Raw genomic sequence first — 26,894 nt, 5'->3', positions numbered from 1 at the left:
CTTGGATCCAGGAGTATTTATTGATGTTTAAGATGGCATAAATGTAAAAATTGCACCCATTTTATCTCTACAACTCGTATTAACGCATCTTCTCATCTGTCACTTCAAATTGAGTCTACTCTACCTTATGTGATTTTGTTAAAATCCCCGAAACTTCAACTTGAGTGTAACCATTCATGACTACTTCCCATACCCCGTTGATGCAACAGTATTTACGCATAAAATCAGAATATCCTGATATGCTTCTGCTCTATCGTATGGGTGACTTTTATGAATTATTCTTTGATGATGCCAAACGTGCATCACAATTATTAGATCTTACCTTAACCCATCGTGGCCAATCTGCTGACAAACCCATTCCCATGGCTGGTGTTCCTTATCATGCTGTAGAAAACTATTTGGCTCGATTGATTAAAAAAGGGGAATCAGTAGCTATTTGTGAACAAATAGGAGATCCTGCAACGAGTAAGGGACCTGTAGAACGAAAAGTTACCCGTATTATTACTCCGGGAACTGTGACTGATGAAGCGCTTTTGGAAGCTAAAAAGGATAATTTACTTTTAGCTGTTCACCACCAAAAGCAAAAAATCGGTCTTGCATGGGTTGAATTAAGTAGTGGCCGTTTTCATTTACTGGAATTCGCAGAAGTTAACCAGCTGAGCGCAGAGCTTACGAGGTTACAACCGGCTGAACTCCTCTTGAAAGAATCCTCCTTTCTAGAAGAATATTGCCAAAATTTTCCCATAAAACAAAGACCAGGTTGGGAATTTTGCTTCGACAATGCCAAAAAACTTTTATGCGAACAATTTTCAGTACATGATCTTACTGCATTTGGGGAAAATGAATATACCACCGCGTTGGTCGCTGCCGGTGCTTTATTGGCTTATTTACACACCACACAAAAACAAGCGCTGCCTCATTTAACTACTATAACCCTCGAAAATACGAAGGATTACTTGCAACTCGATGCTGCAACCCAAAAACATCTAGAATTATTTGATAATATAAGTGGTAATTATGAAAACAGCTTGTTATCTCTTTTGGATAAAACCGCCTGCTCCATGGGGAGTCGTTTACTCAAACGCTGGTTAGGTAGACCACTTAAACATCGTGACCAGATCAAAGCCCGTCAGGATGCAGTCATGGAAATAATGCATTTACAAAACGATGCATCCATCCATGAGTTATTGAGACAAACCTGTGATGTGGAACGAATTATTTCACGCATTGCTCTAAAATCAGCTCGACCACGTGATTTAGTAGCTTTAAGTCATACTTTAGCCCTTCTTCCCCAATTGAATGCTGTATTGGTACACAACAAAAGCGAGCTCACGTTACACTTAAAAAATCATCTTAAACCAGTACCAGTACTCCAGGAATTGCTTCAAAGCGCAATCATCGAAAACCCACCCGTATTAATTCGTGATGGCGGCGTTATCGCTCCGGGTTTTGATGAAGAGCTTGATGAACTAAGGATGCTCAGCACACGTGCCAACGATAAACTGATGCAACTGGAGTTGGAAGAAAAACAAAGAACGGGACTTTCCTCTCTTAAATTTGGCTTCAATAACGTACAAGGCTATTTCATTGAACTGTCCAAAATGCAATCAGAAAAAGCCCCTCCTCATTACCATAGAAAACAAACTTTAAAAAATGTAGAACGTTATATCACTCCAGAATTGAAGCAATTTGAGGAAAAGGTATTATCGGCACAAGTAAAAGCCTTAGCACGCGAAAAATGGTTGTATGAGAATTTACTGGTAGAAATCCAGAAAAATATAAGGGAATTAACACAGATAGCGCAAGCTCTAGCACAACTGGATGTGATAACCACTCTAGCGGAACGTGCACAAAGTCTCCATTGGTGTTGTCCAAATCTCGTGACGGAGCCCCAAATAATCATTGAGGCTGGTCGCCATCCAGTCATTGAACATTTGCTACAAGAACGATTTATCGCCAATGACCTCCACCTGAAACCCTCGCAAAATATCTTACTTATCACCGGTCCAAATATGGGCGGTAAATCCACATACATGCGCCAAACTGCGTTAATTGTACTTCTGGCTCATATAGGCAGTTTTGTACCTGCTAAATCAGTAACTTTAGGACCTATTGATAGAATTTTTACACGTATTGGTGCTAGTGATGATTTGGCCTCGGGACGTTCAACTTTCATGGTAGAAATGACTGAAACAGCACAAATTTTAAGACAAGCCACCCATGAAAGTTTGGTTTTAATAGACGAAATCGGTCGTGGCACCAGTACGTACGATGGAATGGCGTTGGCTTATGCTGCCTGCACTTATTTGGCAACAACCATCAAAGCCTATACTTTATTTTCCACTCACTACTTTGAATTAACCAAGCTTCCCCAACAATGGTCTTGTATTCGGAATGTCCATCTACAAGCCTCATTAGATACTGGCCGCATCATCTTTTTATATCGAGTGGAGCCGGGAAGTGCAAGTCGAAGCTATGGGCTTGAAGTCGCTGAGCTGGCCGGGATACCAGCTGAGGTTTTAAAAATTGCTCATACGCACTTAAATCAAATACAAAATCAGACCCCTCCAATAGTGCAAGAACAAGCAATAGTCCAGGTAAATCCTAAATCACCTATTTTACGTGAGTTGAGGCAAATTGATCCCGATCAATTGACGGCAAGAGAAGCTCTCGATTTGATTTATAAACTTAAAGAGATGGAAACCGCGGATGTGTAATAAAAGCATAAACTCATCGAAACCACGGGAGCAGAATTTTATTTAATTTCAGAAATCGTGAGTTTCGCTGCGCTGCATTAGCGCTACATTATAATGCGGCTAAGTTTTATTCTAGCTCTGTATTTCGATTAAGTGTATATTCGTAAGAGCGTTTTATACGCTGAACAAGAGGATATTTCTGGTGAAACGAGTACTGAGACTATCATGAAAAAATTAATTTATATGATACTTCTCATTGCCTGTTTTACCTTATTTGCTAAAAGTAATAACCTAGCATCCATTACAATTCATGGAGTCGCTGGGAAAGTAGAAGCAAACGTTGAAAAACGATTGAGTGAATTACAAAAATTAAAACCCCTCTCTCAATTTAGTTTGGAAGAATTAAAGGAACAAGTAATCCAAGCGGTGCAACCTTTTGGCTATTTTAAAGCAGAAGCAATACTTCAAAGACCTAACACGCAGCAGTTGATTATTTCCATCCATCCTGGTCCCCAAATAATAATTTCAAAGCTCAAAATGGAAGTCATTGGCGAAGGATCACATAATCCAATCTTACGTGATGCAATAAAAAATGTACCACTAAAAAAAGGAAATCCCCTTTTCACGGAACAATATGAACAGACTAAATTAAAGCTTCTAGATAGCGCAGAAACGCAGGGTTACATGCGTGCAGGATTTCAGAAAAGTGAAATTTTAATCGATGAAGATAACTATACAGCAGAAATCACAATCATTCTTGACACTGGACCTCTTTATTATTTTGGACAAATACAATTTAATCCTACCTACATTAATCCCAAATTACTGCATCGTTTTGTTCCTTTTCATCCAGGACAGGTCTATTCCGGAGATAAGATACTCAAATTAAATAATGATTTATCAAACAGCGGCTACTTTAGTTCCGTTCTAGTTAAACCACAAATTACAGAAAACCCCACAACTCCTGTGCAAATCTATACTGAACCCGTATCCAAGTACTCCTATACCCTTGGTGCAGGTTATGGAACCGATACAGGGCCTCGTGGCCGAGCTGCTTTGCATGTAATACCTGTCAATAGAGAAGGACATAAATTCAATCTTATGGCTCAAGGTTCTTTTGTACAAAATGCCTTGCAAGCCCAGTATGTAGTTCCAGGAAAAAATCCTGTAAATGATCAATACACTCTAACCGGAAATTTCTCGAATTTAAGCTACAGTGCAGGCTATAGTAATTCTTTTCTTATTTCATTGGCGCAACAGCATCGTGTAACTAATTATCAACGTACTTTATCAGTAAATACCTTATATGAGGGATTTCATTATGCGTTACAGCAAAATACAAAACAATTTTTACTCTACCCTAAAGCAAGTTTAACGTTTAGCAAAACACAAGATCTGCTTTTTTCACCATCAGGATATAACATCACCCTAAATGCGCTTGCTGCAAACCAAGCTCTGTTGTCCACGATTAATTTTGCTCAAGCTTCAGTAGATATGAAAGCAGCGATGCGAATAGAACCCATCCGTTTACGGCTCTACGGACATGCAATTCAAGGGGCTACTGCCATCAATAACATCAATGAACAACCCTTGTCACTTGCATTACTTTTAGGAGGAGCAGATAATTTAAAAGCATTTAGTTTTAATTCAATAGGTCCAGGCAGAGTAATTAGTTATGCTGGATTTGAAATTCAAAAAGAAACGAAAAAAAATTGGTACCTCGTTGCATTTTATGATGCAGGAGCTGTGTATAATCCTTCTCCTTTAGCTAGTTATTACGATGCAGGCGGTGGATTAATGTGGGTTTCACCAATAGGCCCAATTAAAGTAGGATTGGCTCAAGAAATTAATAAACGTTGGCAGCGAAATAGCAGCAGTCCACGATTGGTGATCAGCATGGGACCAGACTTATGAACCGGATTCTGGTAAGAACGCTGCAAGTGTTTGTCAAAGTACTTTATATTAGCTTGATATTCCTTATTCTATTGGGAGGTATTGCTTTATTTTTATTAGGAACCAAGTCAGGACTCCATACTGTAATTCAATTCAGCCGCTTATATCTTCCCGGAAGTATAAAAGTCCAACAAATTGAGGGAAGTTTATTAAATCACTTCACTGTGAGCGGAATCGAATATCAAAATAAATCACTTACTCTAAAAATTGAACAATTGAATGTCGAATGGCATCCTCATTATCTACGAGAAAGTCAGTTAATAACGGCTCAGTGGCAAGGTTTGCAATGGAATACTGCGAAAGATAAAATCATCGATAGCAAAAGCGGAACGATTACAGCAACGGGTGTCTTACCTAATCTACAAATTGCTATACGCTCCCAAATACTCACTGCCCCTGAGGACCATTGGCTTATAAAAGCAAAAATTCACGGAAGATTACCTTGGCAATGGACTTTTGATGCCAGCCTAAGTCCTCAGAATCTCTCCCCAAAAAATGCTCGTTTGTATACCAATTTATCAGCACAAGGTGAGATCACTGCTAAGGATCGGGGGGTTTTATCACTTACAATATCCCCTGGTTTTTATCGTGAACCCAGTAATGACATTCTCCCGGTTTTTCAATTCAAAGGGGGTTCTTTAAAGATTCTCCTCTCACCTCAATCTCTTAAAGGAACTGGTCTTTTGACAATTGATGAACATAAAGATTTAAAATTGAAGTTTCAATTACCTAAATTTGCACTGGATACTGGTCTGAAGGAGGAACAATTAATTAACAGTGAAGTAGTATTGGAAATAAATTCTATGGATTTTTTACAAAAAATTAGTCCTGAAATTAACAAACTCAAAGGGCAATTAATTGCTTCATTAAAAGTAAGTGGTACTTTGAATAAACGCAAAATCGAAAGTCAAATAAAACTGATTAATACCAGTTTTGAATTACCTAGATTAGGACTTAATATAAATGCTTTGGAAATGAATGTGCACGGAAAAGAACGCTCTTGGGAAATGGCCGGCTCTATCAAATCCTCAGGTAAACACTTATCACTGACTGGGAAAGGGACTCTTACCTCCCGATATACAGGTGATATCGTACTAGAAGGCAATGATTTTCCACTGGTGCAAACCAGCGAATACAAAATTGACATTTCACCAAAACTCAATCTACATTTTACGCCAAAGATACAATCCATTTCAGGTACTATCTTGGTTCCGTATGCTGAAATAAAACCCCGCTCCTTCCATAACAGTGTATCCTTGCCCGATGATGTGGTTTTTAAACGTAAAGAAAAATCATCCCCTTCTTTTAGCCTGTTTAACAGTATGGATATTGATCTGGAGATGGGAAAAGAAGTTACAGTCAATATCAAAGGATTAAAGGGTTATTTGGATGGAATACTCCATTTAAAACAATCGCAACAAAGCTCAATCAATGCCTATGGTGAGTTATCAGTAAGACAGGGTACTTATAAAGCTTATGGGCAAGATTTAGCCATACAACAAGGACAATTAATTTTCACAGGTGGTCCCATTAGTAACCCGGGAATTAACCTTCGAGCTGCGAAAAAAATTACAACCACCTCAACGTCCTTCTCCAGTTCAAGTCAACTTTTAGACTTTAATAGTAGCAATCTACAAAATATGAATTATGGGGAAACCATGATTTTAGGCGTAGAAGCCACAGGGCGATTAACTCGCCCCAAAATACAATTATTTTCTGATCCTGCAACGCTTCCTCAAGCAGAAATTCTTTCCTGGCTTGTTTTAGGTCGTCCAGCAAATCAAGCAGACAAAGCTGGAGGACAACTACTTTTAGCAGCGATTTCTTCAATGAATCTGGGTAGTAATACGAACGGTCTTCAACTTTTAGAGCAACTCAAGCAGACTGCGGGTATTGATTTTAATGTACAAACGAATACCAATTACAATCAACTCACCAATACTTCAAGCGACACGACTTCTTTTATAGTAGGTAAATCTATTTCAAAGCGGCTTTATTTAAGTTATAACATCGGGCTGTCACAAACCGATACGAATATGTTGACACTGAGGTACTTACTCAATCGATTTTTTAGTATTCAAATAAGCAACAGTGATACCAGTAGCGCTATTGATTTTTTATATACTTCCAATAAGAAAATAAAACAACGAAAACCTAAAAATAAGCTGGTTAAGAATTCGTAAAAGTACCCCCAGCGTTTACGGATTTACGCGCCTCCACTCAGATCGCTACGAGTTGTGTTAAAATATCCACCATTTGAGGCTCTATGATCTTTAAGCCACAGAGGTGAACTATATGATTAGGATGAATTCCATGACCAATTATCAGATGCCATTAAGATTAACTCGTTTAAGAAGTAATGCAATGTCTCGAGCTCTAGTTAGAGAAACACGCTTACATCCGCAGCAATTTATTGCTCCTCTATTTATCAGTGAACTACTCAATGAACCTCAAGAAATAAATGCAATGCCTGGTCAGTTTCAATTGAGTCTTGGGTGCATCCCTAAGGAAATTGAATTGCTGAGTTCCCTAGGGATTCCTGCAGTACTTCTATTTGGCATTCCTAAACATAAAGATGCTTATGGAAGTGAATCATTTAGTAACGAAGGAATTATTCAAAAAGCGATAAAAGAAATTCGTGCTATAAATAAAGACATCCTCATTATTACCGATCTTTGCTTTTGTGAGTACACAGACCATGGTCATTGTGGTGTGCTTGATGGAGAATGCATTGATACTGAAAAAACCTTAGCATTCCTTGCAAAACAAGCCATAAGTCATGCGCAAGCCGGTGCTGATTGGGTTGCACCGAGCGGAATGACTGATGGAATGGTGTATGCAATTCGGGAAGCTTTAGACACCCAAGGATATCAACATATTCCTATTTTAAGTTACAGTGCTAAATATTGTTCTTGCCTATATGGTCCTTTTAGAGAAGCAGCCCAAGGAGCGCCAAAATTTGGTGATCGCAAGGCCTATCAGATGGATCCTGCAAATGGAGCTGAAGCAATAAGAGAAACCGCCCTTGATCTTGATGAAGGTGCCGACATGATTATGGTAAAACCTGCTGGATTTTATTTGGATGTTATCGCAAAACTTAAACAAAACTTTCCTGAAGTCCCCCTTTGTGCTTATCAGGTAAGTGGCGAATATTCAATGATTAAAATAGCTGCTCAAAACAAACTCATCAATGAAGAACACGGTATTATAGAAAGCTTGACTGCAATAAAACGTGCAGGTGCCGATTTTATTATTTCTTATTTTGCGAAAGATATTGCGCGTATGTTAAGTCAAAATAAAACAACACTTTAAGGCTCCCATGCGACATTTATTCTTACAATAAAAACCCACACAGAGAGTGTTTATGAAAGCTGATGGTGATAGACACTTAGTTATTTTCCGATATACTCTTGATGGGTTTTAGATGTAGAACAGCCGATTGGTGTGAATATTTGACTGTCCCCTAGCCATAGTGGACACGATAACAACACCAATCAATTATAATTAAACGGAGAAAAAGATATAATGAATTTAATATTTAAAGGTTTTTCAGCAGTAGCTTTAAGCATTAGTGCTTTAACAGCTTTTGCAAGTCCAACTTATTTGACCACTCATAATAATACTACTGAAGAATCAAACGCTTATATAGCAGGCGTACCTTCTGCATACCCAACTCCCGCCAATTCAACTCAACGAGTTTATTGGAATCTAGTAAAATTGGCCTGCTACGGACACACAACAGGTAGACAATGTTCTGCAGTAATTAAAATGGCCACTAATACATCCAATCCTATAGAGGTTGGCGAGGTTCATATGGATCTTGATACTGGAGACATCACTCCAAAATTTTTATCTAAAAACGGATATACACTTACGGTAAATGGCCTCGGCGAAGCAACCATAACAAAAAAATAATTTATTTATTTTAATGAGGTTAAGGAACAAAAACTTGTCTCCAATTGAACTCAAAAGTACCCAGTAAATAAAAAGCCACTTAAAAGTGGCTTTTTTATTTAGATGATAAATAGTTATTTGGTAGGTGTTGCTGGGGCTTTATCAATAATCCATGTCAATTGAGCACCAACCAAATCTGCACCAAAATTACCGTCATCCACATCCACATTATATACAGAAGTTTGTGAGAGAGGCTGTTCAGAATGAACGTTTGGCTTGTTCCCAGCAAACAAATGGGTGTAGCCCACATCAACACCTACATTTGGACGCCATTGGTAATGAGCACCTACAGCCACGGCCCAACGATCTACGTCAGGTAAACGAACATTTCGATCGATATCATTTGTTGGAGTTTCATCATAACCGCCACCTACACGAAGCATTAGCTTGGGATTTACATGATAATTTGCACCAAGCGCAACACGCCAAGAATCATGGTAATTTTGGGGTACATTGCTATTAATATTTGCCTGAGTCACAGGAAAAATTGGTGCGTGTCCGATATTGGGTACAGCCACATTATTTAATTGGATTTCTTTAAAAACACCCCATCCGGTATAAACAACAGATCCCAATAAAGCGAGTCGCTCATTAATATCTTGATAAGCACTTAGAGTAAGTACATCTGGAAATTCTTGTGGGTCACTGAATAAATCATTATTTGTTCGAGATGTTGAAGGAGGCAATACAGGGAAAACCAGATTAAAATTATTATTGGCTAAAATTCCAGAAAAACGACTATGCCCATAGAACACATGTCTTACTCTGGATTGATAGTTAAGACCTATGCGTGTGTGATTGTCATTAAATATTCCCATCACCCCAACATGAAATCCAACACCCCAAGAAGCCGCTTTGTTGTAACTTAAAGAATCAACGGTAGCAGGATTTTCTCCAAGAATTTGAAATAAAGTTGGTGCACCAATCATTTGATTGAATTTAGCACGAGACCATTGCAAATCAAGACCAGCTCCCAATGCAAAATTTTCTGTTAAGCGAGTGCCTAATTCTGGCGAAAAATTAGTAGTTAAAATTTCAGTGTAGGTCGCAGAATAACGTACAGGAGAATCAGGAGCCCAATCTGTAGACAAACCAAATGGAGCAGTCATACTAAAACCGAAGGTAGTACGCTCACCTAAAGGAAGCGCATAATGGAATGAAGGAACAAAACCATTATAACTGCCATCTACTCCTTCAAACTCTTGTACATATTGAACTGCTGAGGGGAACGGAGGAGGAAGACCTGTAGAAGTAGTAAAGGTACTTGTACCATCCAGCTTAAGAGTAGGAAATATGCCAACACCGCTAAAAACTACTTGTTGCTCACGAAGTAAAGCTAAACCAGCGGGATTATACCAACCTGTTGATGCATCAGCAGCTTCTGCGGCAGAACCAGCCGCATAGTTACCCACTGTATAACCGGTAGCTTCTCCATATAAAGAAAATCCAGCTGCATGAACTCCACCACTAGCCAGAACACTAAGAACAGCCGCATTAACCAGTGTTCTTAAAGGTTTGTGCATATTTTTCACTCCTGTTACTCCTCAGATATCATACTTCAAAAATTGAATAAAATACGTCCGCTAAAAAACGAGTTTACCCTGTTTTCAAATCATTAAAAATACCTTTTTCTTATTTATATTCAACAGGTAATGAAAATTAATTCAGAGTGAATTAATTAAATCCATCGTGGGCAATTAATGAGTAAAACTGGCATTAGATCAGTAATTCAAGTTATAAGAACTTGTGTACCCACTCCTGTCCATGATAATGTGTATTAATTTTGTGCGGAAATGAATCATGCAACAAATAGTAACTAAATTTGGTGGTACCAGCGTTTCAACTCGCAACAATTGGAATAATATTGTTTCCATTACTAAAAAACATATGAGTTCTGGAGTACAGCCTGTTATTGTATGCTCCGCACTAACCCAAATTTCTAACAAACTCGAAAAGGCTATTGAAGCGGCTTTAATCAATGAACATCAGAGTATTCTTACTGATATTCGTAATGGGCATCTTAATCTTGCTGAACAGCTGGAAGTTGATCCTGAATTAATAGCAAAAGAATTACTTCAACTGGAGCAATGGCTTACTGGAATTGCCTTACTAAAGCAAGCTCCTGCAAAAACGCATGCGGAAATTCTAAGTATGGGTGAATTAATGATGACCCGCTTAGGACATGCATTTCTCGAAAAACAAGGAATTCATTGTACTTGGTATGATGCTCGTGAACTCTTAATCAGTACACCCTTTCCTGAAGGTGGCTCAGCAAATTACCTTTCTGCTCGCTGTGAAAGTGAATATGCTCCCGAGTTAGTTGAAAAATTTCTTAACAGTGGTGCTCAAGCCATTATTACTCAAGGATTTTTTGCTGCCAATCCTCAAGGGGAGACGGTTTTATTGGGTCGCGGAGGTTCAGATACATCTGCTGCATTACTTGCAGGCAAACTTCAAGCTGCATCATGTGAAATCTGGACTGATGTTCCTGGAATTTATACGGCCAATCCTCATCAACTGCCTCAAGCGCGTTTATTGAAAAAATTAAATTATGATGAAGCTCAGGAAATTGCCACCATGGGAGCGAAGGTATTACACCCAAACTGTATTCCTCCGGTCCGACGCGCCAATATTCCAATGTCAGTCAAATTTACTCAAATGCCGGAACATTCAGGAACATTGATTACTAAGGATATTGATGAAACGGCCCCTTTAATAAAATCCATACAGATTAAAAACAGTATTTTATTGATCTCTATAGATACCTTGCACATGTGGCAACAAGTAGGATTTTTATCTGATGTATTTACAGCCTTCAAACATCATGGCTTCTCAGTAGACTTACTCTCCTCCTCCGAGTTTAATGTTACTTTATCCCTGGATATTAATAGTAAAATACATGATCGTCCTGCAATTAATGCCTTACTTGCAGAGCTAAATCAATTTGGTCGAGCAAAACTCATTGAACCCTGTAGTGCAGTGAGTCTCGTTGGTCATCATATCAGAACTGTATTGCCACAACTTGGCCCAGCATTAGAAGTATTTGAAGCGAAACAAGTCTACTTAATGTCACTGGCATCCAATGACTTAAACCTCACATTTGTGGTGGATGAGTCACAAGCAAATCAACTATGCCAAAAACTACACCACTTACTTATAGAAAATAACCCTCAAATTTTTTACTACTCAAAAAGCTGGCATGAAGAGTTTGGCAAACCTTCGGCGCGCACTATTCCATGGTGGGAAAAAGAGCGCGATCATTTATTAACTATAGCCTCAGTTAATTCGCCTTGTTATGTTTATCACAGTCAAACACAAGTGGAGCGAGCGAAGCAACTACTGGCCTTAAAGTCCATAGACACCTTATTTTATGCAATCAAAGCCAATCCTCATCCATCGATTTTAAAAACAATGGAACAAGAAGGGATCGGTCTTGAATGTGTCTCCATTCAAGAGTTAACCAGAGTACTGGAACTCTTTCCTAATATAGACCGAAAACGAATTTTGTTTACTCCTAATTTTGCGCCTAGAGCAGAATATGAATATGCTCTAAATATAGGCTGTTATGTTACTATAGATAGTTTATATCCATTGGAACATTGGCCCGATATATTTAAAAATCGTGAAGTTATTATTCGTATTGATCCAGGTACTGGTGCGGGGCATCACAAACATGTTTCAACTGGGGGAAATGAATCAAAATTTGGCATTACGCAAAATGATATTGATCAAGTTGTCACATTAACCAAGAAATATAAAATCCAGGTAGTCGGTTTGCATGCACACTCAGGTAGTGGCATTCTCACCCCAGAATTATGGCAACAAACCGCTTTAATGCTCGCCTCGCTGACAGAGCAATTCCCACTAGTCAAATCCATTAATCTTGGTGGTGGACTGGGTATAGTAGAGAAGCCCGGCCAACAACCATTAGATTTTTCAAGTATGGATGCTTCGCTAATGGCGGTTAAATCACGTTATCCTCAAATTCAAATCTGGCTTGAACCGGGTCGTTTTTTTGTAGCGGAAAGTGGTGTAATCCTAGCCAAAGTTACCCAATGCAAAGAAAAAGGAAAGGTAAAATTTGTGGGTATAGAAACCGGTATGAACTCATTAATCCGACCCTCGTTATACGGTGCTTATCATGAAATCGTAAACCTAAGTCGATTACATGAAGAAAAAGCGGGTTTTTCTCATATCGTAGGCCCGATTTGTGAATCTGGAGATACCTTGGGCTATGACCGATTATTACCCGTAACAGAAGAAGGCGATGTATTATTAATTGCTAATGCCGGAGCTTATGGTCGTTGTATGAGTTCCCATTACAATTTGCGTCCACCTGCACAAGAAATTGTTATTGACTAACCTCCCTTCTCCCTATGGGGAGAAGGTGTTCTCCAGGGGTTGAGAGGCATTCATAAGACTAAATTAATCTCCTTCCCCCTAAGTTTTTTCAATCATGTTTATACAGGGATATAAAAATAATGCTAGTCGACAGTGATCAACGAAGTCAAGCTACTGATCCTTCCTTATCATTTATCGTACAAGCCCCTGCAGGATCGGGTAAAACTGAAATTCTGACTCAGCGTTATTTACGATTGTTAAGCACCGTAACGTCACCAGAACAGATAGTCGCCTTAACCTTTACCCGTAAAGCTGCGAGTGAAATGCGTGAGCGTATCGTTTTGGCGCTTCAACAGGCTGCTCGCAATAACAAAGCAAATAGCCCGCATCAGCAAAAGACGCTTGATTTTGCCCATGCAGCACTTCAACGTGATGCTTCCTATGAATGGAATTTGTTACAGCAGCCTAACCGGCTAAGAATCATTACAATAGATTCCTTATGTCAAAGCATTAATCAGTCAATTCCGCTTTTAGAAAAGCAAATTTCCTATTCACAAATTACTGAAAAAGCGGAACATCATTATTTAAACGCCAGTCGATGCTGTATTCAGTTTGCTCTGACATCCCCGGAATATCAGAATGCTATAAAAACTCTGTTGTTGCATGTGGATAATCGCCAGGATCGATTGCTTGAATTATTCACTGGATTGCTGGCTAAAAGAGATCAATGGATAGTTCCTTTATTTCAAGCCCGAACTCAGAAAAAATCAGCATTTGAACATGCATTACTTCTTATAGAGCAGCATGAGTTAAAACGCTTTACCCAAAGTTTGCCCTCATATTTGGCTCAAGAATTAACGCAATGCGCCCGGGAATTGGCCATTATAGAAAATAATTCCAATTCACCACGATATCTACTCAAAAATTGGTATGATTTCCAACAAACCACTCAAGAGATAGCAACCGCTCTAAGTAAACTCTTACTTACAGGGGATGCCCAATTCCGGAAAAGCTTTGATCATCACGTAGGTTTGCTTAGTACCTCTTGCGCTCCCGATGAATACAAGAGACTTAAAAATGCCAGCAAAGAATTACTCAACGAACTCAATGAATATCCTGATTTTCTTGAGGCGTTAATCCAAGTAAGTAATTTACCTAAACCTGAATATGATTTGGAACAATGGGAGGTCTTACAAGCGCTCTTTTTGTTGCTTCCCCTTCTTGTAAGCCATCTACACGTTTTGTTTAGCGGGCAAAATGAAGTGGATTTTACTGCTATATCACAGCAAGCATTGAATGCATTGGGCGATGCAGAAAATCCTACTGATTTAGCTTTATATCTGGATCATACGCTTCATCACATTCTAGTCGATGAGTTTCAGGATACATCAATTACTCAATTTGAATTATTAACAAAACTTGTCCTGGGTTGGCAAGAACAGGATGGGAAAACTCTATTTATAGTCGGAGATCCCATGCAATCGATTTATCGATTCAGGCAAGCTGAAGTAGGTTTATTTTTTCGTGCTAAAGAAGAAGGCATTGGACCGGTTAAATTGAAATCACTGGAATTAAGCTGCAACTTCCGCTCGACCCAAACTATTGTTAATTGGGTCAATCATCAATTTGCCAATATTTTTCCAAAACAAGTGGATATAGAGTCTGGGGCCGTTTCATTTCATTCCAGTGTCAATGTCATTCAAGATGAACACGGCAGTACCATTCACTCTTTACAATTTAAAAATCGGGAACAAGAAGCAAAAAAACTCATCGAAATTGTTCAAAACGAATTACAAACTTTTCCTGATCAAACGATTGCGATTCTGGTACGCTCAAGAACGCAACTTGGTGAAATCATCCAGCTCTTGCGCCAACATCAAATTCCCTATCAAGGCACAGATATTACTCTGTTAGCCAATCTAGGTCATATACGGGATGCGTGGTCCTTGACCCAGGCTTTGTTGACGCCAGCAAATCGTCTTTCCTGGCTTGCGGCACTTCACAGTCCCTATTGCGGTTTGGCTTTAAGTGACATTCATGCCATAGCTGAGTTTAATAAGAGAAAATCGATTTACTTTGCCTTATTAAATTTAAATAAAATTCCCAGACTAAGTGAAGAAGGTAGGGTTCGTGCCGATTTTTTTATACGCGTCATGCATAAAGCTTTAACTCAAAGATATGAAAGCAAGCTTTCAGTTTGGGTGATCCAAACTTTAAAAGAATTACATATGGATAATATTCTCAAGACTGCTCAACTCAACGATTTGGAGCAATTTTGGAGCTTACTGGATCGTTATGAACAAGATGGTCGTATACCTGATCTAAAGGAATTTCTATCAGAATTAAACAAGCTTTACTCACAGCAAGCGAATCCCTCTCGTTTACAAATAATGACTATTCATAAATCCAAAGGGCTTGAGTTTGATGCGGTACTTTTACCAGGTTTGGGTATGCAACCCAATCGCGGCGATAATCCTATGTTACGTTGGCTTAATTTACCAACTCAAAAACATGGCAATTTGCTCCTCATGTCTCCAATACAAGGGGCACACCAAGAACATTGTGCTTTATATGATTATTTAAGTCGTTTAGATGGTGTTAAAAGTCATTATGAAGCACAACGATTGCTCTATGTAGCCGTAACAAGGGCAAAATCACGTCTGTATTTAATGGATCACTCTGAACGTACTTCCAAAGCTTCATTCAGATATCTTCTTAAAGATTTAGAATTTTCTGAAGACAATACTATGTCCCTAATTGAAGAAATCAACGGGTCTTTACCCAAACTCGGACGTTTACCACTTGATTTTTACCAAAATAAAGAATCTGAATCTTTTGATGTGCGTCTTAGCCTCAAAACTACTCCATCTACTTTCTCAACAACTATCCCTCGATTAGCAGGCATCGTAACGCATCAACTATTGCAGTGGATATGTGATCATCATCCAGAAAGCATAGCTGATGTTCCTTGGAACCTTGTACACTATGAGTTACGAAAATTAGGATTCGATGAAAATATGCAACATGAGACTCTGGCAAGTATCCAAGAGCAAATTACTCGAATGTTTGAAGATCAAATAGGACTCTGGATTATTAGTCAACATAACCAGGAGCAAAATGAATATGAGTTATTGGTAAAACAGCAAGATAGACCCATTACTCGCATCATTGACCGCACTTTTGAGGACCAAAGCAAACGCTGGATTATCGATTTCAAGACAGGAAAAGAAGATGAAGCATCCATGATGAAGCATCGACAACAATTAGACGAATATGCTTCCTATCTTAGCATTCATACGTCGCTTCCTATTTATTGTGGTCTTTATTACCTCTCTACTAATCACTGGGTTAGTTGGGAATATGAGTCGGCTGAAGTCACTTTTTAATCTGGAAAACTAATCCTATGAAATAAAACTGCTCTGCGCTATTATTTATCTTTTGTGTTAAAAGGCCAACCAATGACCACTGAACAGACTGTAATCCATTTGCTGAGTACTATAAAAGATCCGTTTCTTGATCTGACCGGTAAGGAAATGAATTTGCAGTGCAGCCTCGAAATGACCGACAAAGAACTGCTCCTTAACTTAACTGCCGGATTTCCTTGTAACTCCTTAGAAGAACAATATAAACCTTTATTATGCGCAGAGTTACAATCTGCATTCCCCAATCAAGATATAGTCATTCACATCACCCAACGAATAAAACCGCACAGGACACAACTTGCTGGGAAAGGATTGCGCGGCGTTAAGAATACGATTGCAGTCGCCTCAGGGAAAGGAGGGGTAGGAAAGTCTACTGTAACTGTAAACTTGGCAACAGCATTAGCACGGTTAGGAGCGCGGGTAGGTATTCTGGATGCGGATATTTATGGGCCAAGCATGCCTTTAATGCTTGGAAAAACCGAACCAGTAGCACTCAGCGGCGAGCATTATCTTCCGGCAAAAGCCCATGGAATCCAAACCATGTCTATTGGTTATTTGACAAACAGTGAGCAGGCACTCATCTGGAGAGGTCCTATGCTTGCTAAGTCGCTTATCCAAATGCTGGATATTACCCTTTGGGATGATCTGGATTATTTATTCATTGATTTACCACCAGGAACCGGTGATATCCAGTTGACTTTAGTCCAAAAAATCCCTTTAACCGCAGCGATAGTAGTAACCACTCCACAAAACGTAGCAACTCTTGATGCACAAAAAGCGATTACCATGTTTGCTAAAACAAGCATTGATGTCTTGGGTATTATAGAAAACATGTCCACCCATATTTGCACTAAATGTGGGCATCAAGAAGCCATTTTTGGTGCAGGTGGTGCTGAAGCTCTTTGTGCGGCACACCATACCACATTACTAGGGCAACTTCCTTTGGATGGACGCATAAGACAAAACTGTGATGAGGGAAACCCTACTGCTACTCAAAACCGTAATGAGCTAACGGATACATTAATTAAAACAGCCCTGAAGAGTGCTGTGGAGTTAGCTAAAAAACCAATTAATTATGCAGATAAGTTTCCCAAAATTGTTGTTGAGTGAACTCCATAGAGGCAGCTATAATCGCATTATAAAACATTGCTGAGAAAGACATATATTTTTTAGACTAGAAGCAGAGTGACTGTGATGCGATAGGTTAAAACCAATTAATAATAACAATAGATAAGCCATGGAACGATTAATAATAATAACTCTAAGCCTGCTTTATTCAGCCCTGACTTTAGCAAAGTCTTCTTATCAAATTGATTTAATTATATTTGCTCAGCCAAATCAAAACAAAGCATTCTCTGTTGATGTGCCGCTTATCCCAACGAACCCCAATGCAATATCCTTGAAATTAGATTCAGAAAAATCGGGAAAACCCTATCACTTGTTATCCCCTTCATCTTCAAGCCTACGCGATGAATACTATCTCCTGACTCGAAAATCCCGTTATCAAGTCTTGGGATATTATTCATGGAAGCAACCTGGGAATAATCAAAGTTCTGTTGCCCTACCTTTCGCGGATCATAACGGTTGGCAAATGCAAGGTACTTTAAACATAAAGCAAAGCAATTATTATTCTTTTGATGCCGAACTTCAGGTATCACCACCTAATAACCCACAAACATCATTCAGTGTTTTACAAAAGCAACGCTTAAAAGATAATGTAGTTTATTATCTCGACAATGCTCAGATTGGCATGTTAGTTAAAATTCATAAAGTAGGTTAAATAATTATAGTCAGGATTTAACGAACCCAGGGGTTTCTTTGTAGATTCCCAGAGTTCCATTACTCACATTCTCTACCAGCTCATTTGTAATCTTTCAAGTATATTCTTGAGTCCTGGAGAACAATTTCACTCATTTTTTCCCCGGAGGAAAAATCTGATCAAACACCGAGGCCCCACCCTCCATAACCTGTTTGATGGTAGTATCTAAATCGGAATCTCTAGGATTGGTTTTATTTGAAAAAAAACTCCAAAAGCCATTTCCCGATTGTTTGTTCCTGCCTACTTCATGCAGTCCAAATAACGCAGCTGCGGTTAAAGTTAGTGAAGCAAAGGGACCTAATCTCGTATAAAAAGGTGACATAAATAAATTTCCGAAACTGATTAATGCTCCAGTTTTTAGAACTTTTTCAGGACTTACTTGATCTCGGGGCATACTACACTTCCTTGAGTAATTATTTTAGATGCTAAAATATTATGGATGACTTTTTTTATCACTGGGCATAATTTCGTCAAAAATAGCCGCACCGCCAACAACGATATTTGCAAAAGCATTTTCAACTTCAGTACTTTTGTCCCCTGTATTCCCACCAAAAAAAGAATTTAAGTTATTTACCCCATTTTGAATCGGTCTTCTTTTCTTGCCTATTTCATGTGCCCCATATAAAAATACACCAGTCCCAATAATGGCTGTAGTTAACCCCAATTTCGCATCTACCCAATACAAAGGTGCTAATATTGTATTTCCCAGAGCAATTAAAGTCCCCGTCTTTCCTGCATCATCCATATTTATTTTATCTTGAGCCATATCAATATTCCTTATTAATTATTTTTAATACAGACTAAGTGAGCCTCAATAAAATTGCAAGCATAAATGAATGCATCATATTGACCAATATTACAGCACACCCAAAGTGAATTGAATTAGACCAATTAGTAAATTATACTCTCATATGATGCAATCAAATCATGAGCTCATAAATGACCCAAAATAGCCGAATTATTGATGCGCTCACTCTATGTATCAAACAAAAGACCGACAAGGATTTTAAATTGAATAAATCAGCTGCCTATGCCGGATTAGTTGATTTATATCTACATTATTCCCTCGAAAATAAAACCGATCAATTTTTTGAAGGATTCGAACAATTATGCATGATATCCAATGATTATTTTCTTGGAGATAATCCAATTTTGGATAGTTTTATTATTCAATTTGAAAAAGTTTTTCATCCTCAAAAAACTGAAAAACGAATTAAACGCCCTACCCCATGGTGGGAAATCGAGCGTAATCGTCTGCTTGCAATTGGAGCACAACACACCCCCTGCTATGTATATCACACCCCAACACAAGTTTCTCGGGCTAAACAGTTACTTAAATTACAATCAATTGATACTCTATTTTATGCTATCAAAGCCAATCCCCATCCCTCTATCCTAAAAACATTGGAACAAGAGGGAATTGGATTTGAATGTGTTTCCATTCAGGAGTTAAAGCGAGTAATCGATTTGTTCCCGCATATAAATAAAACAAGAATTTTATTCACGCCGAATTTTGCACCCAAGATAGAATATAAATTTGCCATGGATTTAGGCTGTTATGTCACCATAGATAATTTATACCCTTTGGCAAACTGGCCTGAACTATTTAAAAATCGCGAGATTATCGTTCGTCTCGATCCAGGCGCAGGCGCTGGTCATCACAAACATGTAGTTACTGGCGGTAATGAATCAAAGTTTGGCATTGATCAAAATGACATAGAACAACTTAGAATTTTAACTCAGAAGTATAATACCGAAGTTATTGGCCTGCACTCACATTCGGGGAGCGGAATTCTTACGCCAGAACTTTGGGAACAAACTGCTTTAATGCTCTCCTTACTCACCGAGAAATTTCCTAAAACCCAATTCATTAATTTAGGTGGTGGTTTGGGAATTGTAGAAAGGCCAGAACAAAAACCCCTAGATCTGAAAAAACTTGATTCACGATTATTAAAAGTAAAAGCAAAATACCCCCATTTAAAATTCTGGTTGGAGCCTGGGCGCTATTTCGTCGCAGAAAGTGGGGTTCTCTTAGCAAAAGTAACTCAATGTAAAGAAAAAGGAACAATACAATTTATAGGCATTGAAACGGGAATGAATTCATTAATCAGACCTTCTTTATATGGTGCTTATCATGAAATTGTCAATCTAAGTCAACTGCACTCGAAAAAATCCGGTTTTTCACATCTGGTAGGCCCAATTTGCGAATCCGGGGATACTTTGGGATATGATCGTTTACTGCCGAGAACTCGAGAAAAAGATATCATTTTAATTGCAAATGCCGGAGCATATGGATATTGTATGAGCTCCCATTATAATTTAAGGCCTCCCGCAGCAGAGGTTATTTTAGAAGAATACCCTTAACTTTGCCTACTTTTTAGTACAATCCTCCCTCGAAAGTGACCAAATATAATTCAATATGAATTGTATTAAATTAATACGTCAATTATAATCGCAACACGTAAAAAAAGGGGGATCACTGTGGCAAATCAAGGCAAAATTATTAATGTAGTAAATTTTTGTCTAAAACAAAAAGGCAATATTGACTTTACTTTAAATAAAAAAGGAATTTGCGCTGGACTCGCTGCTCTATATATTAAATATGCTACAAAAAATACCAAAGAAAGTTTAGAGACTAAAACTGCACCGTTTTTTGATTTGCTCACCCAATTGGCGAACCTACCCAGCACTTATTGTATTGGTGATAATCCCACAATTGACAACTTCATAATCAAAATTGAAAAAACATTCCGTGCCGATGAATATAGTTATTATGAGGTTTTGCAAACCGACGTCGAAAAAATATTAGATATTGAAAATAAGCCATTAAGAAACGAATTAAATTTAGGACTTGTAACAACTGAAGCAAAATGGAAAGAACTGTTCAAACAGATTACTCGCAATAACCGATCTTATTCCATTTTTAGCAACAACCATGCTATCACTTTATCTGTCGAAAATGGAAAATACGTTGTTTACGATCCAAATTACACCAGAAAAACAAAACAGTTTGAAACCATTGATGACTTAATCAAGGAAATTAAAGATTGCTTTGATTACAAAGACGATTCTTTTGGTCTAGCTATTCGTGGTTTTGCTCCTCCCTCAGCAGCCCCCGAACAGTACCCTTCGCACAATGAATTGCATAAAATTGCTTTTGCGAATCAAGTCGACGCCAAGTCAAGTTTCTTTGCTGCTGTTGCAAATGACACCGCCACCCTCGAATACTTATTTCAACAAGATAAAATTAGTTTTGACCAGTTGACAAAAGAATATTTCCGTCCTGAATTCAATAATCTTCTCATTAAACAACCTGTCTCCCCCGTTATTAAAAAAGCTGTTTTGCGAGGGATTCGATGTAATCTGTATGTTGGAAACCTCCACGAAGCCGAAAAACTGATTGAGCACTATCTCAAGACCTATACTGTGCTTGAAGATCAAGAAGAATTAAAAATTGAGTTACAGTTACTACTGGATGAACCCATAAAACAGCTTCACCTGCTCATGAGAAGAGAAGTCGATCACACTAGGGTGTTAAAATTACTTGATCAATTGAATCTTACAGTAAGACCCAAAAATCAAACGATTTATAATCATTTGCAACTTTTAACATTTATTAAAAAAGAGGTGGACTCTCCGACCATAGAGCTTTTTTTAAACAAATTGACACCAGAACAGATAGTAACACAAGTTCAATATGCGGCTATTGCTAATCAACATCATGTTTTGCATTTATTATTTCAACATATAGGAAAAGCCAAAATCACCCCACAATCATACCCTTCCATTTTTAACCAAGAGCTTATTGAAGAGATCAATGTGACAACTCTTGAAAAACTTCTCAGAAATGGATTCCTGGTAAATATTCAAGATCCTGACTTGCTGACGCAATGCATGCAACGAAATGATAAAACCATTTTTGAAACATATGCCCAAGCATGGCTTACCCAATCAAATTCTACGCTTTGGGAACATGTTGAGAAACGAGAATATGATTTAATTGATCTAACGAAACCACTTGGGTCAATAACTCTACTCAATGCCCTTATTTTCCTACGAAAAAATGAGCATGTGAAAAGAGCATGGAACGCTAATATTTCTGTAGAAATGATTAAAAGCGCTCTCACAATTGCCATATTGAATGGGAATAAAGATATGAGTCTGTTTCTGCAAGAGAAATTGCAATCCCAAAAGGCAAATATTGAACCCGATACCTTGGAGTTTCTCTACGAAAAAGGATTGGAAGAATCAAACTTATCAATTCTAGATACACTTACTTATTTAAATTTCAATGTATTGCATAAAACGAAGGACATACGAGCTCTTTTCATACTGTGTTCTGATTATGACGATTATTCCGTCATCAAAACTTGTCTTGCATCTGCAAGCCCCGAAATGAAGAAACTCATATTAGAATCCAGCTTAAATTGGAATATTGCACCAGTTATAGAAATATGCGCAGAAAAAGCACCCGAACTTTTTAATGATTACCTTAATACTAACGCTACAAATACGAGAAATTTGGCCAAGCTCCAACGAGCGATCCCCAGTATTCCCCGAGTGCCTTTTTCATGGAATACAAATCCACAAGAACAAAAAAAGCGAATTAAGGATTTGTTCAAGAATAAGCTACCCGCTCTCGCGAAAACACTATTTAGAACCGTCCAATGGGAAACCGACGAACTGAAGGAATTCTTAGAAGAGTTGATCCAGGACAAAAATGAAAATGGGATTAAATTACTATTGCTACTCAAGCCTGAATTAAAACAAGAACAAAATTTGATTGCTCGACTTGCAAAATGTAACTTTTTAATACCTCTGGAATCTCTGTTCCAGAACGAAACAATTATAATTAATGAAGAAATAACGGAACAAGTTTCTGTTTTAGCAAAAAACGAGGAAAGCTTATTAGCCAAATTTTTTAAACAAAAAGCTATAGTTGATAAAACTCCTAAAGAAGGACTACCCTCCCAACCCCCTACAGAAGAAGTAACTCCTCAAACTCCTGAAGAACTCATTGAATTACTCAAAAAGGCCATAAAAGAAGGGCAAGAATTTGTTTTAAAACCCTTTATATTTATTATTAATCAAGTCTTAGCAGAGGAAATTTTTACCTCTGCATTAACCAATAACAATAAACGCTTAGTTGCCCAATTCCTGGAGCAAAAAATAATAACCCCACATACTCCTTTAAAACAACCGCTAGTAAAATTACTTAAAGAGGCAATAGAAAAAGGTCATGACGCTGTTTTAACACCCTTTATAGAATCTAATCTTGATTTCGGTTTAGATTATAAAGAGTTGTTCCTTTTTAGTTGTGAGAAAAAGCAAACAAGAATAGCCAATCAACTCCTTTCTAAACAATTTTATCTAATGCGGTCTGAAAGAGAATATGCCCTTAAGCAATTATTTGGTGAGAACATATTTGAAGATAAAAACCCTACAGTTTTATTTGAAACTCTTTATAAAGAAGGCTACGGAAGACTTTATCAACTCGTACTAAAATCAAACGTCCATAATCCCAGGGCCCAGTTACTGAGTTCTCTTAAAAGTCCATTGGAAGACCCTTCCATCCAAAAAAATACAGTGTGTTTAAAAATTTTAAAAAGAGCGGTGGCGGAAAAAAACGAAGACAAATTTAACACTTTATATGCTCAAAGCAACTTTCCCAATGCTCCAGATAAAGTTATTTTAGATGCGTTGAAAGACCCGATCCTTTTTGAAAAAGTTTTTCCCTTATTTGAAAGAAAATACACACTGAGTAAACTCTTAGTTGAAGCTTTGCACCAAGAAGCCTGGGAAACAGTAGCAAATCTTATTGAACATAAAAAATTGACCGATGTTGACTTAGAGCTTCAAAAAGTTATACAGGATCATGCTCAAGATATCGTCCTAGCTCATTTGCAAAATCTTGAGGCCTATTATGACAAACTTGATGTCCGCCCTCGCCTTTTCCAACTCCTTAATAGAGATAATCCTTATTTACTCAAGGAACTGGCATTCCCATATCAAGCAAAAATTTATGAAGCTTTACAGCGTATTGAGCTTAAGATGTTGGAAAAACAGCTCGATCTAAATAATCACATTTATCGTTATACTTTTGACTATATCTCATTAGATCAAGCCCTTGAAGAACTTGCTAAAATATTTGAAGAATGTCAGAAAATCATTAGCGAACAGAAGATTGATTTGGATCAACCCATTGAAAATCCGGAAATAGTAAATCATCTAGCACAAATAAAAATCGTTATGGCTGGAAAAGATGTCTCTCCGGATTACTTAAGTGAAAGCCATTATCAGCTATTAGAACAATTGCTGGAAAACTCTCGATTTAAAGAGGTTTGTCGATTGGAATTTAAACTTCACTGCCTTCTCCGACAATTTCAAAAACCGCTGTTGGAACAAAATGAAAAAGTTTCTAAAGAATTCCATGAAACAATTAAATTACTTCGCGAACGTTTAGTTCAAGCAAACTTACCCGAACATTTTGTTTTGCCTGCAATTCAACATTTTTTTCCGTCTCAAACCAACGTGGTTTCATTACACTCAAACCCTGTATTACCCGAACCCGAAATGAAAGATAACCCCTCTGTACCCTCAAAACCAGCATCACCAGAATTAGAAATGAGAGTTACAGTATCTGTTTCAGGGGGGCATGAAAAGGAGGAAGTATCTTTACCTTCTAAAACGGTTGTGAAGAAATCCCATTTGAAAAAGTCGAACTTAGATCAATTAAAAAGAGAATGTACTGAGGCTATGGATTATTATCTAAAACATCGCGATCAAACTTTAAGTTATTTCTCTTATTTTTTTGATTATTATTGCGGGCAAATTCGCGCAAAGCATTATCTTGAATTAATTAAATCAGCTCAAACCGAACAACAATTAGATATCCTTAAATATGCGATTTTAGTTAATGATGATACTACTCATCTGAAAAATGATTTGATGTTTAAACTTAAACTTCAAGATGGGAATGCAGCCAAAAAAAACCTCAAGGTGATGATTAGAAACTCTTTTGGTAAGGATGAGTTACCTCATATAGATGCTCTAATTGAGTCAATCAACCAAAAAGCCAATGGAAGTGATGATCAAGCCACTTCGATCTTGTTTCAAGAGGAATTGGATTATTTAAAACACTTAGGTAAGCCTCGATCTCAAGGACCCATGAAGAGTTATTCTTTCTTTAATACCCAGCATCCACTTGTAGGATTTTTACAATGGGTTGTAAGTTGGCTTAGTGGCACCATAAACCCCAGTAATGAACATAAATTATCCTCAGGAAAATGAAAATCTCATTGCGCTATGAGTCCGGTTCAAAGCGCAAAAGTTCGGGGTAGCGCATCTACCCCTACTTAAAAAACCTGAATTAAGCGCCACTTACTCAAACTATTTTTTATTTTGGAAAATATTCTACATCGATCAATTATGCTAGGATGGAGCCTTCTTTACTATTTCTCGAAATATGATGATGCATGACGCACTAAAAAAGATCTTTCAAAAATATCCCCTCACAGAAGCTCCTTTTATGCATGAACAACTTGCAGAATGGAGTACTACACGGCCTTTGGCTGGATTAAGAGTAGCTCATCATGTTCCGGTAGTAACAAATACCTTATTAAAAATAACCTGCTTACTCGCAGCAGGTGCTGATGTGACAGTAACCAATCCTACGAACTTCTGTCGTGCTCATCCCCAAGCGGTATCCTCTTTGAATGAAGCCACAATCCGATATATAGAAGATCCAGGGGAACTTGTTGGAGAAACATTTGATCTATATTTCGATTGTGGTGCGCAGCTTTATCAATTCCTGGGAAAACCTAAAATAGGTGCGATTGAATTGACTGCTTCTGGAGATCAATTTTACCGACAACTTTCACTTAATTTTCCTGTGATTAGTGTGGATCGTACGAAGACAAAACAGCTCGAGACAGTTTTTGGATGTGCTGAAAGCAGTCATATGGCTCTGGCACAACTGACAGGAATTAATCCCGCTGAAACCTCCTGGGTTATTTTTGGATTCGGAAAAATTGGTCGTGGGCTTGCCTTTTTCTGCACTCAGAATAAAGTTCCAGTTGTAGTGGTTGATCCGAATGAAAACCAGCGAAATTCAGCCCAAAACTTAGGTATGAAAGCAATTGCTCCTGATGATTTCAGTGTGTTAGAGCGTGCATTAATGGAAGCAAATGTGGTTGTGACCGCAACTGGAGAAAAAGCAGTGATGAGCAATTATCCCCACTCCTGGTTTAGCGGAAAAATTCTCGCCAACTTAGGAATCTATGATGAATTTGGTCCTCACTTTAGTGACGATGAGGTTTTAAATCATAAAATGCCAATTAATTTTGTACTTAATGAACCCACACCGATGAAATATATTGATCCCGAATTTTACCTTCATAACCTTGCTGCAATAGGACTTCTTACAAAACAATTAACTCATGAGGTCCATGGAATATCTTCCACATTAGATAAAAATATTATTGCGCGTTGGTGCACCTACCATTCATTTTCCTTAGATACGATCAAAACCTGGTTGTATTAATAGGGTGGGTTATCCCATTGCGGGGGAATTAATTTTTAACTTAAATACGAAGCTAACTGCACTGCATCCAGACTAAAGTTTAATTACACCCATAAAAGTGCTCTCATTTTTTAAAATAAATTTACACTTTCTCCATGATGCTATATATTTCGCCTTTTTTCTTAAAC

General features: G+C 37.9%; 14 protein-coding genes and 1 pseudogene. 12 read left to right on the top strand and 3 right to left on the bottom strand.

The window, feature by feature from the left end; all coding sequences use genetic code 11:
* The first annotated feature begins 176 nt into the window (after window positions 1-176).
* The 5 genes from mutS to HBNCFIEN_RS06490 all read left to right on the top strand — a co-directional run bounded on the left by mutS (window position 177) and on the right by HBNCFIEN_RS06490 (window position 8,564).
* Window positions 177-2,717, top strand: coding sequence for a DNA mismatch repair protein MutS (mutS, locus tag HBNCFIEN_RS06510; protein WP_182393252.1), 2,541 nt, complete (start codon window positions 177-179; stop codon window positions 2,715-2,717).
* Between the two features lie 204 nt (window positions 2,718-2,921).
* Entirely contained in the window at window positions 2,922-4,610 is a 1,689-nt protein-coding gene (locus tag HBNCFIEN_RS06505; protein ID WP_182393251.1) for an autotransporter assembly complex family protein, read from the top strand.
* Complete coding sequence (locus HBNCFIEN_RS06500; protein ID WP_182393250.1) at window positions 4,607-6,832, top strand: translocation/assembly module TamB domain-containing protein; 2,226 nt, start codon at window positions 4,607-4,609, stop codon at window positions 6,830-6,832. The genes HBNCFIEN_RS06505 and HBNCFIEN_RS06500 overlap by 4 nt, the downstream gene beginning before the upstream one ends.
* Before the next feature lie 130 nt (window positions 6,833-6,962).
* Window positions 6,963-7,961 carry a porphobilinogen synthase gene (hemB, locus tag HBNCFIEN_RS06495; protein ID WP_182393631.1) on the top strand — a complete coding sequence of 333 codons (999 nt, stop codon included), beginning with the start codon at window positions 6,963-6,965 and terminating at the stop codon, window positions 7,959-7,961.
* 213 nt (window positions 7,962-8,174) lie between these two features.
* Window positions 8,175-8,564, top strand: a complete 390-nt coding sequence (locus tag HBNCFIEN_RS06490; RefSeq protein ID WP_182393249.1) for a hypothetical protein — start codon at window positions 8,175-8,177, stop codon at window positions 8,562-8,564.
* A 113-nt stretch (window positions 8,565-8,677) separates the two neighbouring features.
* Here HBNCFIEN_RS06490 and HBNCFIEN_RS06485 read toward each other — a convergent pair whose 3' ends face one another.
* Window positions 8,678-10,135, bottom strand: coding sequence for an OmpP1/FadL family transporter (locus HBNCFIEN_RS06485; RefSeq protein WP_182393248.1), 1,458 nt, complete (start codon window positions 10,133-10,135; stop codon window positions 8,678-8,680).
* Between the two features lie 268 nt (window positions 10,136-10,403).
* Between HBNCFIEN_RS06485 and HBNCFIEN_RS06480 the strand changes: the two genes are divergently transcribed.
* The 4 genes from HBNCFIEN_RS06480 to HBNCFIEN_RS06465 all read left to right on the top strand — a co-directional run bounded on the left by HBNCFIEN_RS06480 (window position 10,404) and on the right by HBNCFIEN_RS06465 (window position 18,146).
* A complete protein-coding gene (locus HBNCFIEN_RS06480) occupies window positions 10,404-12,965 on the top strand; it encodes a bifunctional aspartate kinase/diaminopimelate decarboxylase (RefSeq protein ID WP_182393247.1) in 2,562 nt (853 codons plus the stop codon).
* Window positions 12,966-13,084: 119 nt separating this feature from the next.
* Window positions 13,085-16,330 (top strand): exodeoxyribonuclease V subunit beta, encoded by a 3,246-nt coding sequence (locus HBNCFIEN_RS06475; RefSeq protein ID WP_182393246.1) that lies wholly within the window; start codon window positions 13,085-13,087, stop codon window positions 16,328-16,330.
* A gap of 72 nt (window positions 16,331-16,402) precedes the next feature.
* A complete protein-coding gene (gene apbC / locus HBNCFIEN_RS06470; RefSeq protein ID WP_182393245.1) occupies window positions 16,403-17,476 on the top strand; it encodes an iron-sulfur cluster carrier protein ApbC in 1,074 nt (357 codons plus the stop codon).
* 127 nt (window positions 17,477-17,603) lie between these two features.
* Window positions 17,604-18,146, top strand: coding sequence for a CsiV family protein (locus tag HBNCFIEN_RS06465; RefSeq protein WP_182393244.1), 543 nt, complete (start codon window positions 17,604-17,606; stop codon window positions 18,144-18,146).
* Between the two features lie 130 nt (window positions 18,147-18,276).
* Here the strand turns inward: HBNCFIEN_RS06465 and HBNCFIEN_RS06460 are convergent, their stop codons facing one another.
* Entirely contained in the window at window positions 18,277-18,579 is a 303-nt protein-coding gene (locus tag HBNCFIEN_RS06460; protein ID WP_182393243.1) for a hypothetical protein, read from the bottom strand.
* Between the two features lie 39 nt (window positions 18,580-18,618).
* Window positions 18,619-18,951, bottom strand: coding sequence for a hypothetical protein (locus HBNCFIEN_RS06455; protein ID WP_182393242.1), 333 nt, complete (start codon window positions 18,949-18,951; stop codon window positions 18,619-18,621).
* A gap of 452 nt (window positions 18,952-19,403) precedes the next feature.
* On the opposite strand from HBNCFIEN_RS06455, the pseudogene lysA reads away from it, so the two are divergent.
* The 3 genes and pseudogenes from lysA to HBNCFIEN_RS06440 form a co-directional block, all read left to right on the top strand.
* Window positions 19,404-20,549, top strand: a pseudogene (lysA, locus tag HBNCFIEN_RS06450) (diaminopimelate decarboxylase); the annotation flags it as partial.
* A 117-nt stretch (window positions 20,550-20,666) separates the two neighbouring features.
* Complete coding sequence (locus tag HBNCFIEN_RS06445) at window positions 20,667-25,475, top strand: hypothetical protein (protein WP_182393240.1); 4,809 nt, start codon at window positions 20,667-20,669, stop codon at window positions 25,473-25,475.
* 181 nt (window positions 25,476-25,656) lie between these two features.
* Entirely contained in the window at window positions 25,657-26,727 is a 1,071-nt protein-coding gene (locus tag HBNCFIEN_RS06440) for an NAD-binding protein (RefSeq protein ID WP_182393630.1), read from the top strand.
* Window positions 26,728-26,894: the final 167 nt, after the last annotated feature.

This window comes from Legionella sp. PC997 (assembly GCF_014109825.1).
Classification (GTDB): domain Bacteria; phylum Pseudomonadota; class Gammaproteobacteria; order Legionellales; family Legionellaceae; genus Legionella.
This window is presented reverse-complemented; position numbering and strand designations above follow the sequence as displayed.